At 31.9% G+C, this 18,332-nt stretch carries 15 protein-coding genes; 9 read left to right on the plus strand and 6 right to left on the minus strand.

All coding sequences use genetic code 11. The annotated features are described in order from the left end of the window. Positions 1–24: 24 nt before the first annotated feature. The 8 genes from PQF96_RS02205 (at position 25) to miaA (ending at position 8,755) form a co-directional block, all read left to right on the plus strand. A complete protein-coding gene (locus PQF96_RS02205; protein WP_271764945.1) occupies positions 25–912 on the plus strand; it encodes a 3-hydroxybutyryl-CoA dehydrogenase in 888 nt (295 codons plus the stop codon). 107 nt (positions 913–1,019) lie between these two features. Further along, positions 1,020–1,646, plus strand: a complete 627-nt coding sequence (locus PQF96_RS02210; protein ID WP_271764946.1) for a M23 family metallopeptidase — start codon at positions 1,020–1,022, stop codon at positions 1,644–1,646. Then, positions 1,646–2,884 (plus strand): DUF1015 domain-containing protein, encoded by a 1,239-nt coding sequence (locus PQF96_RS02215; protein ID WP_109439167.1) that lies wholly within the window; start codon positions 1,646–1,648, stop codon positions 2,882–2,884. Before PQF96_RS02210 ends, PQF96_RS02215 begins: the two co-directional genes overlap by 1 nt. A 35-nt stretch (positions 2,885–2,919) precedes the next feature. Further along, on the plus strand, positions 2,920–3,582 hold the full coding sequence (locus PQF96_RS02220) for a YggS family pyridoxal phosphate-dependent enzyme (protein ID WP_271764947.1): 663 nt from the start codon (positions 2,920–2,922) through the stop codon (positions 3,580–3,582). A gap of 62 nt (positions 3,583–3,644) precedes the next feature. Further along, a complete protein-coding gene (locus PQF96_RS02225) occupies positions 3,645–5,018 on the plus strand; it encodes an exonuclease domain-containing protein (protein ID WP_109439169.1) in 1,374 nt (457 codons plus the stop codon). Beyond that, positions 5,011–6,987, plus strand: coding sequence for a DUF3857 domain-containing protein (locus PQF96_RS02230; RefSeq protein WP_271764948.1), 1,977 nt, complete (start codon positions 5,011–5,013; stop codon positions 6,985–6,987). The genes PQF96_RS02225 and PQF96_RS02230 overlap by 8 nt, the downstream gene beginning before the upstream one ends. A 33-nt stretch (positions 6,988–7,020) precedes the next feature. Next, positions 7,021–7,854, plus strand: a complete 834-nt coding sequence (locus PQF96_RS02235; RefSeq protein ID WP_109439171.1) for an ion transporter — start codon at positions 7,021–7,023, stop codon at positions 7,852–7,854. Then, positions 7,847–8,755, plus strand: a complete 909-nt coding sequence (miaA, locus tag PQF96_RS02240; RefSeq protein WP_271764949.1) for a tRNA (adenosine(37)-N6)-dimethylallyltransferase MiaA — start codon at positions 7,847–7,849, stop codon at positions 8,753–8,755. The genes PQF96_RS02235 and miaA overlap by 8 nt, the downstream gene beginning before the upstream one ends. A 50-nt stretch (positions 8,756–8,805) precedes the next feature. On the opposite strand, the gene PQF96_RS02245 is transcribed toward miaA, so the two are convergent. The 6 genes from PQF96_RS02245 to PQF96_RS02270 form a co-directional block, all read right to left on the minus strand. Then, the gene (locus PQF96_RS02245) at positions 8,806–9,519 is read right to left on the minus strand and encodes a response regulator transcription factor (RefSeq protein ID WP_109439173.1); all 714 of its coding nucleotides are present in this window, start codon (positions 9,517–9,519) and stop codon (positions 8,806–8,808) included. A 3-nt stretch (positions 9,520–9,522) separates the two neighbouring features. Beyond that, the gene (locus PQF96_RS02250; RefSeq protein ID WP_271764950.1) at positions 9,523–11,088 is read right to left on the minus strand and encodes a sensor histidine kinase; all 1,566 of its coding nucleotides are present in this window, start codon (positions 11,086–11,088) and stop codon (positions 9,523–9,525) included. An 84-nt stretch (positions 11,089–11,172) separates the two neighbouring features. Continuing rightward, the gene (gene coaE / locus PQF96_RS02255; protein ID WP_235011045.1) at positions 11,173–11,763 is read right to left on the minus strand and encodes a dephospho-CoA kinase; all 591 of its coding nucleotides are present in this window, start codon (positions 11,761–11,763) and stop codon (positions 11,173–11,175) included. Next, positions 11,760–12,719 (minus strand): YbbR-like domain-containing protein, encoded by a 960-nt coding sequence (locus PQF96_RS02260; RefSeq protein ID WP_271764951.1) that lies wholly within the window; start codon positions 12,717–12,719, stop codon positions 11,760–11,762. The genes coaE and PQF96_RS02260 overlap by 4 nt, the downstream gene beginning before the upstream one ends. Before the next feature lie 5 nt (positions 12,720–12,724). Further along, a complete protein-coding gene (locus PQF96_RS02265; RefSeq protein ID WP_271764989.1) occupies positions 12,725–13,729 on the minus strand; it encodes a glycosyltransferase in 1,005 nt (334 codons plus the stop codon). Positions 13,730–13,809: 80 nt separating this feature from the next. Then, positions 13,810–14,628 carry an enoyl-ACP reductase FabI gene (locus PQF96_RS02270; protein WP_109439176.1) on the minus strand — a complete coding sequence of 273 codons (819 nt, stop codon included), beginning with the start codon at positions 14,626–14,628 and terminating at the stop codon, positions 13,810–13,812. A 784-nt stretch (positions 14,629–15,412) separates the two neighbouring features. Between PQF96_RS02270 and PQF96_RS02275 the strand changes: the two genes are divergently transcribed. Continuing rightward, positions 15,413–18,325, plus strand: coding sequence for an Ig-like domain-containing protein (locus PQF96_RS02275; protein WP_271764952.1), 2,913 nt, complete (start codon positions 15,413–15,415; stop codon positions 18,323–18,325). Positions 18,326–18,332: the final 7 nt, after the last annotated feature.

Genomic DNA, 18,332 nt, shown 5'->3' on the forward strand with positions numbered 1-18,332 from the left:
CTCATATAAATAAACAATACACACATGAAAAACATTGCAGTAATTGGTGCTGGGACTATGGGAAATGGTATTGCACATACTTTTGCTCAAAAAGGATTTAAAGTACAATTAATTGATATATCACAACAGTCTTTGGATAAAGGTTTAGCGACTATTACAAAGAATTTGGATAGAATGATTGCTAAAGAAAAAATATCAGAAGCTGATAAAGAAGCTACTCTGGGAAATATATCTACGTTTACTAATGTTAAAGACGGAGTAGAATATGCTGAACTTGTTGTTGAAGCAGCCACAGAAAATATTGATCTTAAGCTTAAGATATTCAAAGAATTAAATGATGCATGTTCTGATGAAACTATTTTAGCATCGAATACCTCATCAATATCAATTACTCAAATTGCGGCAGTAACAAATCGTCCCGAAATGGTTATCGGAATGCATTTTATGAACCCTGTTCCTATCATGAAACTTGTTGAAATTATTAGAGGTTACAATACTTCTGATGAAGTGACGAATACAATCATGGAGTTATCAAAAACATTAGGCAAAACCCCTGTTGAAGTAAATGACTATCCTGGATTTGTAGCAAATCGCATTCTAATGCCTATGATCAATGAATCTATTGAAACGTTATATAATGGCGTGGCAGGTGTTGCAGAAATAGATACGGTTATGAAACTAGGTATGGCTCATCCTATGGGACCACTTCAACTTGCTGATTTTATTGGCCTTGACGTATGCCTTTCTATCCTCAATGTAATGTATAATGGTTTCAAAAACCCTAAATATGCTCCTTGTCCATTATTAGTGAATATGGTTATGGCTGGTAAACTCGGTGTAAAAAGTGGTGAAGGGTTCTATGATTATAGCCAAAGTAGAAAAGCAGAGCATGTAGCAAAACAGTTTATATAACCAACAGTTTGAGGTTTGAGGTTTGAGGTTTGAGGTTTGAGGTTTGAGGTTTGAGGTTTGAGGTTTGAGGTTTGAGGTTTGAGGAAAAAAGTTATTATAATCCAAAAATGAAAATACCTTTAATAATTGTTATAGTAATCTTATCTTCATTTTTGTCCTGCAAAAATGAAACAAAAAGTTATTCTGTTACTCAAAACATAAATAAAAAAACAAACCCTGCCTTAGTCCAGAATCAATACCAAAAATACGACACTTTATTTAAGAAAAACCCTGACTGGATTGCTACTGATTTTGAATATCCAGTAGGTAAGCCAAACGCTAAAGGGTATTATAACGCTCAAAAGTTCGAAGAAAATAACCATTTAGGCGACGACTGGAATGGCGTTGGTGGAGGTAATACCGATTTAGGAGATCCTATTTATGCTATTGGAAATGGATATGTATCTTTTGCAAAAGATATAAAAGGAGGATGGGGTAATGTTATCCGAATTATACATAAATACAAAGGGAAATATTATGAATCGGTATATGCCCACTGTGATACTATACATATAGAAGAAGGTGATTTTGTAAAAAAAGGAACCTTAATAGGAACTATTGGTAATGCACATGGTATATATTGGGCACACTTGCATTTGGAGATAAGAGATGATATCTTTATGGATATCGGAGGTGGTTATTCTGAAGAAACTTCTGGATATCTTGATCCAACAGAATTTATAAATATCAATTAATGACAAAAATCCTTCCGTTTAAGGCTGTACGGCCAACACGAGACAAAGTAAGCTTAGTAGCTTCCAGATCATACCAAAGCTACACTCCCTTTGAACGAGACTCGCGAATGGATTATAATCCTTATTCTTTTCTTCATATTGTAAACCCAGGATATAAATATCAGAAAGAAATATCAGGCGAAGAACGTTATAAATTAGTTCGTAATAGGTATTTAGAATTTAAAGAAGACGAAATCTTTATACAGGAAGACACTCCTTGCTATTATATTTATAAAATTGTAAATCGTGAGCATGAATCTTTTTGTGGTATAATTGCGGCCGCTAGTGCTGAAGATTATGAAAATGACATTATCAAAAAACACGAAGACACCATACAATATCGCGAAAACACCTTCAAAGAATATCTAAAAACAGTAGGATTTAATGCAGAACCTGTATTACTCACATATCCTGACAATCCCACAATTGCAAAAATTATTGATGAAACCATTGAGCATAGAGCAGAATATGAATTCACAACCACAAATCGAGACACCCATTATCTCTGGAAAATAGATAATAAAAATTCTATCCAAGAAATAAAAGAAGCTTTCTCTTTGATTCAGACAATTTATATTGCTGATGGACATCACCGCTCTGCTTCTTCTCAATTATTGGCACAAGATTTAAAAACGCATAATTCTGAGCATACTGGTAATGAAGCTTATAATTTTTTTATGAGTTATTTGATTCCCGAATCAGATTTAAAAATCTATGAATTTAATAGATTAGTTAAAGATCTTAATGGATTATCAAAAGAAGAGTTTTTAATTCGGTTAGATGAGTGGTTTCGAATTGAAAATAGAGGAATCGAAGTTTACAAACCTTCAAAACCCCATCATTTCAGCATGTATCTGGATGGTGAGTTTTATTCCTTATATCTTAGAAAAACAACTTATGAATTTACTAATGCACTTGAGGAATTGGATGCACAAGTGCTTTACCAAACAGTATTGAATCCTATATTAGCAATAAAAGATGTACGAAGTGATACTAGAATTGATTACGCACATGGTAAAAAAGACATCGTATATATCAAAAGCATGGTCGACTCCAAAGAGTTTAAAGTTGGATTTGGATTATTTCCTGCTTCGGTAGCTCAAATGAAAAAAATTGCAGACGAAGGATTAACAATGCCTCCCAAGAGCACTTATATTGAACCCAAACTTAGAAGCGGCATTACTATATATGAGTTTTAGAGTAAAAATGGTTTTTTTAGATATCTTTGTAGCTTATGAATGACATCGAAAGAAATCTTCACAACATACAAACTTCAATTCCAAAAGAAGTTACTCTGGTTGCTGTATCCAAGACCAAACCTATTTCTGATCTAATGACTGCTTATAAAGCCGGACAACGCATTTTTGGCGAAAATAAGATTCAGGAAATGGTTGAAAAATGGGAAAATATGCCAAAAGACATTAATTGGCATATGATTGGTCATGTACAGACTAACAAAGTTAAATACATGGCTCCTTTTGTAAATCTCATTCATGCTGTAGATAGCTATAAACTTCTTAAAGAAATTGACAAGCAAGCAAAAAAACACAATAGAATAATCGATTGTCTCTTACAGGTTAAAATTGCTGAGGAAGAAAGTAAATTTGGTTTAGATACAGAAGACATCATTAATTTACTAGATTCTAAAGAATTAAAAAACCTCACTAATATTAGTATTAAAGGGCTAATGGGGATGGCTACTTTTACTAATAACCAACAACAAATAAAAGCTGAATTTGAAAAAATAGCTGTGCTGTTTAGAACGTTAAAACCTAAATATCCTTATCTAGAAACCTTATCCATAGGCATGAGCGGAGACTATAAAACAGCAATTGATTGCGGTAGTACCATGGTTCGAATAGGAAGTTCTATCTTTGGAGCCAGAAATTATGGATAAACAGCAAATAATTTTAATTTAACAAAAACAAAAAAACGTAACCGCTACGACAGACATTATATATGTATGCAATTTTAGATATAGAGACTACAGGAGGAAAATATAATGAAGAAGGAATTACCGAAATTGCTATATATAAATTTGACGGACATAGTGTAATTGACCAATTTATTAGTCTTATCAATCCTGAAAGACCTATACAACCATTTGTTGCTAATCTTACAGGAATAAACAATCAAATGCTTCGTAATGCTCCAAAGTTTTATGAAGTAGCAAAAAGAATTGTTGAAATCACCACAGACTGTGTTATTGTTGCTCATAACGCCAGTTTTGACTATAGAATCTTAAAAACCGAATTTTCCAGATTAGGGTTTGAATTCGAAAGACAATCATTGTGTACCGTAGAGCTTTCTAAAAAGCTAATTCCAGATCAAGAATCATATAGTTTAGGTAAGCTTGTTCGTGGACTAGGAATACCACTTTCTGACAGACATAGAGCAAATGGAGATGCTTTGGCAACAGTAAAACTATTTAAACTATTATTATCAAAAGATCTGGAAAAAACCATAATCACCGACACCGTTAGAACAGAAACCAAACGCCAGGTTGATGACAAACTCCTTAAACTTATAGAACAAGCACCTAACGCCACAGGAGTATATTATATGCATCGCGAGGACGGAACTATTATATATATTGGTAAAAGTAAAAACATTAAAAAGCGTCTCAATCAGCATTTCACTAACGATAATAGAAAATCCAAAAGAATACAAGAAGAGGTGGTAACTGTAACCCATGAAATTACAGGAAGTGAATTACTTGCTCTATTAAAAGAGAGCGAAGAAATAAAACGCAATAAACCAAGATACAATAGAGCTTTACGCAAAACTAAATTTGACCAGGCATTATATCATTTTACAGATGATAATGGGTATATAAATTTAACAGTAGGCAAAGTAGATTCTAAAAAAAACAGTATTACTACTTTTTCTAATAGACAACAAGCCAAATCTTACATGCATAGATGGACAGAAGAATATAATCTTTGTCAAAAATTAATGGGGTTAGATAATGGTAAAAGCAATTGCTTTAATTATACCATAAAAAAATGTCTTGGAGCTTGCATCAATAACGAATCTCCTGAAGAGTACAATATTCGAGCACAAAAATTAATTTTCAATAGTTCTTTTCAAAGTCAAGATATGGTTATTGTGGATAGAGGAAGAGATATTGATGAACAAAGTATAATACTCGTAGAAAATGGTAGGTTTAAAGGCATTGGATATTTTAATCTTAATCATCAAATACAAAATATCGATATTTTAAGAACAATTATCACTCCGATGACCCACAATAGGGACGCCCAACATATTATTCAGAGCTACGTGCGCCAGCATAAAAAATTAAAGATTATCAAACTACCAAAAAATGATTAAAAACCTAACACTATTAATCTTTTTAACTCTTTCATTTTTTTTTACATATTCTCAAGAAACTTATAACAGCGCAAATATGCTGGTTAGTAAGGCTGACTTAGAGAACACCATTTACAAAAAAGACAGTACTGCAAATGCCTTTTTCATATATGAAAAAGGGTTTAGTAGAGTTGAGAACGGAGGAAATTATGACCTGCTTACCGATTATGAAGCAAAGATTAAAATACTTAATGAAAAGGGGTTTGATCAGGCAACTGTAAGTGTATTATTATTCAAAAACAAGAGTGGAAAAGAGCAATTTGATGATTTAAAAGCGTACACTTATAATTTGGAAAATGGTGAAATCTCAAAAACCAAAATAGAAAAGAAAAATATCTACACAGAAGCATATGACGAAAATTATACACTAGTAAAGTTCACCTTTCCTAATGTAAAGCCAGGATCAGTACTTACCTATAAATACCAACTAGCATCCCCATTTATGTATAAATTTAATGGATGGGATTTTCAGGATGATATTCCAAAACTACATAGCGAATATATTGCAGATCTTCCTGGGAATTATATTTATAATATAAAATTGGTTGGGACACTAAAACTAGAAACTAACACATCTACAATACTCAAAAAATGTTTAGAAGTTTCTAGCGGAGGGCATGCTGATTGCTCTCATAATGTATACATAATGAAAAATATCCCGGCATTTAAGGAAGAAAAGTATATGACCGCCAAAGAGAACTACTTCTCAAGGATAGATTATGAATTGAAAGAGTTTAAAGGTTTTGATGGAACAAATAAAAAATATACAGAAACCTGGGAAAATGTTGACAACAAACTCAAAAAAGAAGTTGCGATAGGAGTACAACTCAAAAAACTAGCAATTACAAAAGGGATTCTTCCTGATAGTATAAAAGCTACACCTAATGATATAAAAAAAGCCAAAAAAATATTTAGATACATCTCTAGTAATTACACATGGAATAAGAAAAACAAAATCTTTAAAGACGTAAATATTAATGAGGTAATTAAAGAAAAAGTTGGCAATGTTAGTGGCATCAACATACTCTTACACAACATTTTAAAACAGCAAAAATTTACAGTACATCCTGTACTTTTATCTACTAGAAATAATGGCTATGCTACCAAAATACATCCCGTCATCTCTGGTTTTAATTACTTGATTGTACAACTCTCAATAGATAACAAAACCTATTTATTAGATGCTACAGAAAAAACATTAGTATTTGGGGAAGTTCCATTTAGGTGCTTAAATCAATATGGTAGGTTATTAGATTTTAAGAATGGTAGTTCATGGATTGATATAAAACCAAAGCAAATTTCTGCTCATTTTTTTAAGGAAGAGATTGTACTTAATGAAGATTTAAAAATAAGTGGTAAAGCAAAACATCTTTATTCTGGATATCATTCTCATTTCAAAAGAAAAAAATTAGAGGCATTAGGCGAGAACCATTTCCTTAATAATATTAAAAATCAGGATCCAGAAATAACGATCACAGATATACATATTAAAAACAAAAATAACTACGATAAAGCTATCGAGTTTGAATTTGATTTTACAAGAGATGATGTTTCTAAAATAGACGACATACTCTATCTTAAGCCATTTACTAAAAGCTTTTTTAAACAAAATCCTTTTAAACTTAACCAAAGAACTTACCCCATAGATTTTGGTTACAAAGACACATACACCTACTTAGTTTCAATAGAATTACCCGAAAACTATGAATTTGTAGACATTCCAAAAAACTCTTTGTATCAAATTCCTAACAAATTAGGTCAACTTGGTATTAGTTTTCAAAAAAATCCGAAAAAACTAATCATCACTCATAGAATAACATTTAACTCCTCTTACTATCCTACAGAATATTATTCCATTTTGAAAGAATTCTTTAATCTCATTGTTAATATAGAAAATGACATTCTCATTGGTGTAAAGAAAAAGAGTTAGTTTTTTTATTATTTTTATTCAAAATCAAGAAGTTTGAACAATAATTCATCTCAGAAAAACTGGAAAGACAAATTACATGAGATTATCTATGAAGCAGACACACCTGCCGGGAAATCATTTGATGTAATTATTCTTATTATGATCCTTGCTAGTATTATACTAGTTATGTTAGAAAGTGTTTCGTATCTAAATGACAAATATGCTTCACTGTTTAATGCCTTGGAATGGGTTATTACCATAGTATTTACTATTGAATATTTTTTAAGGATTATAGCTATTAACAAACCAAAGAACTACATTTTTAGCTTTTTTGGAATTATAGATCTCCTTTCTACAGTTCCAAAATATTTATCTATACTATTTGTAGGAACTCATGCTCTTGTTGCCTTAAGGGCTTTACGATTATTAAGAGTTTTTAGAATATTAAAACTTGCACGTTTTATAGGAGAATCTAATAATTTAGTAAAAGCTTTAAAAGCCAGTAGAGTAAAAATATCTGTGTTTTTGCTTGCTGTGATCATTGTTGCTATAATTTTAGGAACCGTAATGTATCTGGTAGAAGGATCAGATCATGGTTTTAATAGTATTCCAAAAAGCGTTTATTGGTGTATCGTCACTCTCACAACTGTTGGGTATGGGGATATATCTCCAGAAACTCCTTTAGGGCAATTGATCGCTTCAATAATAATGATATTGGGATATGGAATTATAGCTGTTCCAACCGGTATTGTTAGTGCCGAATATACCCAACAAGTTAAACATAAAATGCCATTGAATACCCAACATTGTAGTAATTGTAATGCTGATAATCATTTAGACGGAGCAAAATTTTGTCATAAGTGTGGAGAAGATTTATATAATGAATAAAAATTTAATTGTTATTGTAGGCCCTACCGCAATTGGAAAAACAAGCTTAAGCATTCGACTTGCACAACATTTTGATTGTGAAATTGTTTCTGCAGACAGTAGGCAGTTTTACAAAGAGATGAGTATTGGTACAGCTGCTCCTACTCTCGATGAACTCAAACAAGCTAAGCATCATTTCATTCAGCATAGAAGTATCCAGGACAACTATAGTGTAGGCGATTATGAAAAAGATGCACTAAATACTCTAGAGAGGTTATTTAAAAAAAATAATTATGTTATTCTTATTGGTGGTTCTGGCCTTTATATCGATGCAATTACTAAAGGATTAGATCATTTCCCCGAAGTCGATGAGCAAATTAGAAAAGATCTTCAGGATAAATATAACACTAAAGGGATTGAATATTTACAACAACAATTAAAAGCATTAGACCCTATATATCATGAAAAAGTTGATCTACAAAACACTCATAGAGTAATGAGAGCTTTAGAAGTTTGTATTGAAAGCGGAATGCCTTATTCATCTTTTCTCAACAAACCCAAAAAAAAGAGACCTTTTTCTATTACCAAAATAGGAATCACTGCAGAACGAGAAGTTATTTATGATAGAATAAATCAAAGAGTAGATCTAATGGTAAATGATGGTTTGATAAAAGAAGCCAAAGACTTATATCCATACAAATCACTTAATGCACTAAACACCGTTGGATATAAAGAGATATTCAAACACTTAGATGGTGAATGGGATTTGGATTTTGCATTATCTGAGATTAAAAAAAATACCCGACGTTTTGCAAAAAGACAGCTTACCTGGTTTAAGAAAGATCTAGAAATCAAATGGTTTACTTATAAAGAAGATTACAAGTCTATTGTATCATACATAAAAAAAGTTCACCATAATTAAATATTTATTATGGTGAACTTCTAAAAGTTAGTTACCGTTATTACTATTATTTAGGATTCTTCGTTTCTAACAACCAACCTAAATCCTTCTCCATGAATATTAAGAATCTCAACATTCTCGTCTTTCTTTAGATATTTTCTAAGTTTAGCTATATATACATCCATACTACGAGAAGTAAAATAATTATCATCTCTCCATATTTTTGTAAGCGCTAACTCTCTAGGCATCAAATCATTAAGATGAAGAGCTAACAAACGAAGTAATTCATTTTCTTTAGGAGAAAGTTTTATCGGATCCTCCTCTTTAAATGTTAAAAAACGAAGTTTTGAATTAAGGTGAAATCCTCCAACTTTAAATTCAAATTGCTTACTATCCGCAACAGACTCTGTACTCTTGCGTTGCATGATCGCCTGTATTTTCATCAATAACACCTCGCTATCAAAAGGCTTATTAAGATAGTCATCTGCTCCTACTTTATATCCTTTTAAGACATCTTCTTTCATTGCCTTAGCGGTTAAAAAAATGATAGGAATTTCTTCATTTTTTTCTCTGATCTCTTTTGCTAATGTAAATCCATCTTTATAAGGCATCATAACATCAAGGATACACATATCATAATCATCCTTTTTGAATTTCTCGAAGCCTTCCATACCATTTTTAGCATGCACAACATCATACTCGTTCATTACAAGATAGTCCTTTAAAACTGTTCCAAAGTTTGGATCATCCTCTACAAGCAAAATCTTTTTGTTTTCTGTTTCCATATTTTAAGATATTAACGGTAATTTAATTATAAATGTGGAGCCTTTTCCCCTTTCGCTCTCCACCCATATCTGACCATGATGATCGTCAATAATTCGTTTTACATATGTTAGTCCTAATCCGTGTCCTTTTACATTATGCAGATCTCCTGTATGTTCTCTAAAGAACTTTTCAAAAATCTTCTTCTGTGCTACTTTACTCATTCCAATCCCTTGGTCACGAATCTTAAGAACAATACTATTTTTTACATTTTCTGTATATACATCTATTTTGGGTTCTCCTTCAGAATACTTTATTGCATTATCCAAAATATTAACTATCACATTTGTCAAATGGCTATCATTAGCCAATACAGTTGTTTTAAGGGCGCCTAAATGCATTTTAATATACCCTTCTCTATTTTCAACAATTAAAGAAACATGTGTTATTGCATCTTCAATAATATCATGTAACTCTTGTCTTTCTTTTTTAATATTAAGCTCATTTTTCTCTAACTGAGATATCCTTAATACATTTTCAACTTGAGCATGCATTCTTTTATTTTCTTCACGTATCATATTCATATAGCGCTTTACTTTTTCTTGATCTCCTGATATCTTTGGATTCTTTATAGAATCTAAAGCCAAATTAATCGTAGCTATCGGAGTCTTAAGCTCATGCGTCATATTATTAATAAAATCTGTTTTAATCTGTGATATCTGGCGTTGTTGCATCAATTGTGACAACGCACTCGAATAAGCGACTACAATAATTAATGTAAAAATTATTGATAATATCGCCATCCCTTTAATGGTAGAAAGCACATATTGCTTTTTCCCAGTAAAATTAACATACAATTGATACTCACTTACGCCTTCATCATTTACAAAAAGCGGTATGGCGTATGTTGTAGGATAATCCAAACTAAAATCATCAGAACGTACTTTTGTAGCTAAAGCATTACTATAAATAGCATACTCAAAATCTACCTTTATATCTCTCTCTTCTAATTCTTTTCTAAGCAAATATTCTATTTCCTTCTTTTGTACTCTTCTATGAATAGGGATAAAACTCGCTATTTCTCCTATCACTATTTCATAATCCATCCTTTGGAGATCTGTTAGACCTCTTATTCTCTCTAACTTAGATTTAGAATTTCGCCTCGTAAAATCATTTTTACCGTCTTGTGTTGCACTGTCAACATTACGGTTTAAAATGTTTTTCAACCTTACTGTATCAATATTAAAATTGACAAAAGATGAAAATAACTTATAATCTTCTTCTAAAATACCATCAGTATAAGCAAATGACTTTGTAGTATTATCGATACTAATATTGAGAAGCTGACGTATCGTTTTATTATCAGGCTCCTCTATGCTATCCAAAATCTCCTGCAATGGAAAAAACATTTCCTCAAACTCTCTATATTGAATTCGATTCGATACAGATATTAATATTTGCTTTGCATTAAAAGAAAACTGTTCTTCATTATTCTCTACTGTGTTGTTAATCCAATATCCCTGAACAAAAATAATCCCAATTAACGACAAACTCATCAGGATTATCAGCAACACGAATAACCTTTTATTCATAAATCAAAAGTAAGACTTTAACATTTAGCTACTTTACGGTTTAACCAAATGTTAACAAAATGAAAGATTCGGATTACAAAGTACTTATGAAGATATGACTTTATGTATCCTATTTACCTGTTTATCAGTATCTTTTAAATCCAGGTTATAGATTACAAAGTCTGCCAATGGTATTTTCTTGGCATCCTCCCACTGATTATTCATCCTGGAAAGCACCTGTTCTTTGGTTATATTATCCCTTTTTAAAACTCGTTGAATCCTAATTTCTGAAGGTACTGAAACCAAAATCGTATAATCACATTGTGTATGCCCTCCGTTTTCAAAAAGTATTGCAGCTTCTTTTATTACATATACCGAATCTTGCAAACTCTTCCAGGAATCAAAGTGTTTAGCCACTGCAGGATGTACAATCGCATTTAACTTTTCTAATTTTAAGGGGTCATTAAAAACTATATTTGCAATATACCCCCTATTCAACGTCTCATCCACATAGGAATTTTCTCCTAATAGTGCTATGATTTTCTTTTTGACGTCATCATCTTCGTTCATCAACTTCTTAGCTTCATCATCTGATATATATATGGGAATTCCCAACTTTTCGAACATTTTAGCGACTGTGGACTTCCCGCTACCAATTCCACCTGTTAGCCCGACAACTTTTATCTCATTTCTCATTTTAGAACTACAAATTGAACTTGTTTTTCCTGCAAACGAACATCATGGATTGATCTGGGTTTATTTACTAGTTCCAAAGTTAAAAATGAGCTTTCTTCAGATACCTTTGCATAATCTGCAACAACCATAAAATCTCGTTGACTTATTTCATTATACTTATCTAAACCTACACGGTATACAACGGTTATTTCTTTTGGAAAAATTTTAATTTCGACTCCCTCTGGTATATTATTAATAGTAATCGGAATCTTCTGATTTCCTTCAGTAAATTTACTAACCAAAATATTTGCTTCTACCTTGAAAGGAACCACTTTTATCGTAGAAGAAAAACTTGAAACATCTATATTCAATTCAGAAGTATAATCAACATTAAGACCTTCTAGATTTAGGTTCTCTGTATATATCCTCTCTATAGTATCAATTACTTGTGAGGGTCCGCTTATCATGACTGAATCCGGAGAAACTACTAACCCTTTATCACTGCCATACCCAACAGCATATTGAATATCCTGAGCAATATTAACAGGAATCTTTTTTTCTAAATTAAGGTCTACTTTTAGCCTTAGGGTATCTTTTTGTATCGATAAAACTCTTCCCTTAAAATCTAATTTATTTTTCAATACCGCAGATTCTTTATTAACTCTAAAGTAATATTGATTGTCATCACTAATTACTGCATCTTCAACATTAAACTCTAGTATTCTCTTTTTCCAATTATGGCTCATTAATCTAAAACCATTTCCGTTTAAAACCATACGTAGTGCCTGATCACTTTCCTCGTTGAAAATTTTATCTTGTGGTATATTAGTGTATTGAACAGCTACTTCTACTTCTCGAGTATAATTTTTAGAAAATTGAATAAACAGCCATAGTAATGATGTGAATATTAGAAAAAAGAAAAAAGTCTTCACATTACTTTTTTTTAGAGAAAATCTATTGCTTATTCTGTTTGGCATATGTATTACTTTGAAAAAAACAACTTTTCGAATTGTCTTTCGGGTACTTTTTTCAATAGATGAATATAATAATAAGATTTCAGGAATCCTTTTCCGTATCCATAAAATTGTATAAAAACTGCCAATATAGATTGAAAACCTATTGAAATATTTTTATAAACTAAAGTTGCTCCCAAAAATATTAAAATAAAATATAGTCCTAAAAAAGTGATAAAATACCACCATCCAAAAAAAGCAGTTATTATTGAAAATACACCATAAAACAAAAATAAAGTGGGAAACCAATAGGTAAGTTTAGCGGTTTCTGGATGCCATTTATTTAAAATAGGCCTTACCAATCCAAATTTATTGACCTGTATGTAGAATTTTTGCCAAGAAATTCTTCTTTTATGAAAAACTTTTGCATCAGGAATCAATTCTGTATCATAGTCTAATTTCCACAATCTTATCGTTAAATCAGGATCTTCTCCAGGATGTATATCTCCAAATCCTCCAGAAGCCTGAAAAGCATCTTTAGACAATCCCATATTAAAACTTCGGGGTTGAAATTTACCTAAAGTATTTTTTCGTCCTCGAATTCCTCCTGTAGTAAGGTAAGAGGTCATACTATAACTTATCGCTTTCTGAAGGTTAGAAAAACTCTCATGTGCGTCATCTGGACCTCCATAACAATGCACAAATTTTTTGTTTAAAAAACCATCAACTTTAGATAAATAATTTTTAGGAAGAATCACATCGCTATCTAAAATAATGAAATAATTTCCTTTTGCTTTACGCATACCGTAATTACGAGAATCTCCAGGGCCAGTATTAGGTTTTTGATAGTAACTGATAAAAAGCTTATCTACAAAAGTCTGAATAATATCTTCTGATGTTTCAGTTGATCCATCTTCTACAATAACAATTTCATACTTTTTATCGTAATCCATTATCACCATACTATCCAACAGCTCCTTAATCTCATTGGGTCTGTTATATACGGGAACAATAAAGGAGAAATACATTTCCATATCACAAAGGTAACCTACAAAAAATCCCATACCAATTAAGAATGGGATTTTATGAGTATTATATTAATACAAAGCTGTATTTATTTTTCTTCTACAAATTTATCCATCACCATTTGGCTTACTCCCATATTTGAGAAACCTCCATCGTGATATAAATTTTGAAGTGTAACCTTTTTGGTTAAATCTGAAAACAAGGTAATTGTATAATCTGCACATTCTGAAGCAGTAGCATTACCAAGAGGAGACATCTTATCTGCATACTCAATAAAACCATCAAATCCTTTTACTCCTTTTCCCGCAGTAGTTGGCGTAGGTGATTGAGAAATCGTATTCACACGTACTTTGTTTTCTCTACCAAAGAAATATCCAAAACTACGAGCTATAGATTCTAAATATGCTTTATTATCTGCCATATCATTATAATCAGGAAATACACGTTGTGCTGCCATATAAGTCAATCCAACAATACTTCCCCACTCGCTCATTGCTTCTTTTTTGTACAATGTCTGCATGGTTTTATGAAAAGAAAGGGCAGAAACATCCCAACCTTTTTGACTCCAATCATAATTAAGATCAGTATAGTGACGACCTTTTCGCACATTTACCGACATCCCTATAGAATGTAATATAAAATCAAGTTTACCACCCAAAATTTCCATTGCTTTTTCTACAAGATTTTCTAAATCTTCTAATGAAGTAGCATCTGCAGGTATAACCTGAGCATTAGTTTTTTCTGCAAGAGTATTTATTGCACCCATACGCATTGCAACAGGAGCGTTTGTAAGAACAAAACTTCCTCCTTCTTCAAAAACACGCTCTGCGGTTTTCCAAGCAATTGAATTTTCATCAAGCGCTCCAAAAATAATTCCTCTTTTGCCTTTTAATAAATTGTGTGACATTTAATTATAAATTAAAGTATAGTTATACGAGCGGTAAAGATAACAAAACGACCTAAACCACAACGAATGGAAATAGATTTAGTTCTATACCGAAAAAAGAGATTTTTATAAAAACAGTACTATTATAAATCAACAGAACTCAAAATCCTTTATAAATATTTGATTTATGATTGCAAAAACAATAGGATTTCACCATCTTTAAAAGGACTATAACTAAATCAAAAACAGATCATTATCTAATACTAAGTTCTGACATGAAAAATAAATAACTTTAACCTCCAAAAACTAATTCAATCTAAAATTATTATTTTTCAATTAGTTGATTTTTATCGATATATAACATATATTTGACACTATATTTATAATGAGTATAATTTTTGGCATACTATTGAAAATAATATTCATCATAAATCCCCCCAAAATATAATATTGCTCCCCCGCAAAAAAAGTATAATTTATTATTCCCCCCTTACTATGTATAAATAGGCATTAGCTTATTGCTATGTCAAGGTACTTAATTGTGCACAAGAGATATTTTGATTCTAAAATTAATATCGTTTTGTATTAATTCAGATAAAACATCAATTCTCGGCATGAGTATGTACATCCAATCTTATATACAGAAGGAATTCTGCACATAAGATAAGCTTGCTAATTAAAATAATGTGATGAAAAAAAATTACTAAACTACTTATTATTATCGATTGTTTGTAATTTTTTTGAGATCCTAAGACAACAAAAAAATGGGGATTTTCTTATAGTAAATCAATAAAAATGGGGGCCTATGAAAATTATTACTTTACTCTTCTTTCATAAGAAAATTATTTTATTTACTTGTGTTTTTACATTATTACACATCTCTTCATATGTTTATGGAGATACTATCTATAAGCATGAAAACAACTCATTAACCATAAGAGATTCAGGCTCAATTTCTGATCCTCCCAATCCACTTAGTCTTACGATAATCAAAATACAAGACGCCACATCTACTGGAATATGTTGTGATGGTAAAGCCAAAGCTATTGCTTCTGGAGGAAAACCAGGATACACATATCAATGGAGTGCTTCTGCCAATAACCAGACTACTGAAATTGCAACTCTTCTTACAAATCGAACACATAGCGTTACAGTAACAGATGCCAATGGCACCACATTAACAAGAAGCATTGTTATACAATGTATAAACCCTTGTCAAATTAAAACAACTAATGCGATAACAGATGTATTATGTACAGGCGATGCAACCGGAGCTATCGACCTTACAGTAAATGATGGGACTCCTCCTTATACTTTTGCATGGAATAACGGTTCTTCTAATGAAGATTTAACCAATGTAATTGCTGGCAGATATACTGTAACGATTACTGATGCCAATAACTGTATAGTTAAAAACACTGCTATTATTTCTGAACCTCAAAAAGCTTTATCTGTTTCTATTGACACCAAAACCGATATTGCATGTGAAGGTTTAGGTCAAATTACATCAAAAGGAACTGGAGGCACACCTCCTTATTCCTATTCCATAGATAATGGAGTCACTTATCAAGCTAATGAAACGTTTTTAAATCTCCCTCAAGATAACTACACAGTAACCATTAAGGATGCTAACAATTGTACCTCTATAGCTTGTACAAAGATTTCATTTAATTGTACTCATGCTATAACAGACATCAATAATACTTTTGTGAATATTCCTGTCTCTGGAAATGTATTAACCAATGACTTTGATCTCGAAGGAGATACACAAACAGTAACCACACTTATTGTAACTACTACAGAAGGGATAGAGGTAGCTATAGAACCTAACACTGGAATATACACCTATACTCCTCCTATCGACTTTATTGGAGTTGACACTTTTGAATATACCATATGTGACAATGGTAGTCCGGTAGCTTGTGATACAGCAACTGTATATATTGAAGTACTTCCTAATGGAAATCCTAAAAACAACCCTCCTATTGCAAATCCAGATACGGCAATTACAGAAATCAATACGCCAGTAAACGGCAATGTACTTACTAATGATTTTGATCCTGATGGAGATCCAATCAAGGTAACAACCACTACAGTAACAACCCAGAAAAGTGTTATCGTAATCATCAATCCCGATACAGGAACATTTACTTACACACCTATTAATGGATATACCGGAGAGGATTCTTTTGAATACACCATATGTGACAATGGCAATCCCTCTTTATGCGACACCACAACGGTAACAATTACAATCATAAATAATCAAAACAACAGTACATTTGCAAATGATGATGCATATTTTATAGCTTGTGACAATATTTCAGATAATGTCCTGGATAATGATTTTGATCCTGAAGGAGATACCCAAATCGTTAATACAATTCCTGTAGACGATGTTGATAATGGCACTTTACAGCTCAATGCTAATGGAACTTTTATATACACTCCCAACATAGGATTCACAGGTACAGATAGTTTTATATATTCTGTTTGTGATGATAATACTCCTCTAGCTTGCGACCGAGCGACTGTATATTTCACTGTCTCAGACTTTACTCCTCCTGATCTAACTACCTGTAACATTGCAGATGAAATAATTGAATGTGATGGAGAGAATAATGAAACTATTGCTACTATTTGGAACTCGAATAATATCTTAGAATTAGAATCTTGTGTAACAAATATCTGCAATGAAGATTTCACTGGTAAAGTAACTTCAGATTATGATTTTAATAATCTAATTAGCACTTGTGGTCAAAGCGGAAGCATAGAAGTTACCTATACTATTACAGATAAAGATGGAGATGCAACAACACTTGTAGCAACCCTCACTCTCCTTGACACTACTCCTCCAAGCTTAACAAACTGTGAAGTAACCGATATAACTTTAGCTTGCTCTACAATCGATATCGAAGAAACTGCAAGTCAATGGAATGCCGATAATATCGTTTTATTAGAAAGTTGTGCAAATGATAACTGTAATGCAAGCACAACTACAATAGTAACTTCTGACTATGATTTTGATAATCTAATTGATGAGACGCTATCTGTAGAATATACCATAACAGATGATTGTGGTAACACATCAACAATAAATGCCAAAATAACATTAGAAAATAACTCTGTAATTGTAAACGACAGAAGTTTATGTGCTCTCGATGAAGTAGAATCGCAAATTTTTGATCTATTTGATTTATTAGAAGGCGATGTTGACACTAGCGGAATCTGGGAAGTTACATCTGGAAATACCTCTGTAATTGATGACAATTTTTTTGATCCATTAACTATAGAGTTAGTCGATGAAGATGATTCGGAGACAGTAACATTTAGCTATACTATAGACAACTCTGTCTGCCCAATATTCCTTGAAGCAGAAATAGAAGTGCATAATAGATGTGCAGTACTAACTTGTGGAGGAGAAGGTGATATAAAAATTTCAAAAGTAATTACACCAAACGGAGATTCCTTTAATGAATATTTTTTAGTTAAAGGTGTCGAGGATTGCGGTTACACCATAGATGTAAAAATTATTAATCGTTGGGGAGCGATTATATACAAATCAAGTGATTATCAAAATGATTGGAATGGAATAGCAAACCAATCTTCTGTGGGATCTGCAAATCAGATTCCTAGCGGTACATACTATTGTATTGTAACTTTAATTGATAGCGGCTTAAAACCATTTAGTAGTCCATTATATATCGGAACTAGATAAACAAATA

It is taken from the genome of Aquimarina algiphila, assembly GCF_947494415.1.
In the GTDB taxonomy this organism is placed as follows: domain Bacteria; phylum Bacteroidota; class Bacteroidia; order Flavobacteriales; family Flavobacteriaceae; genus Aquimarina; species Aquimarina algiphila.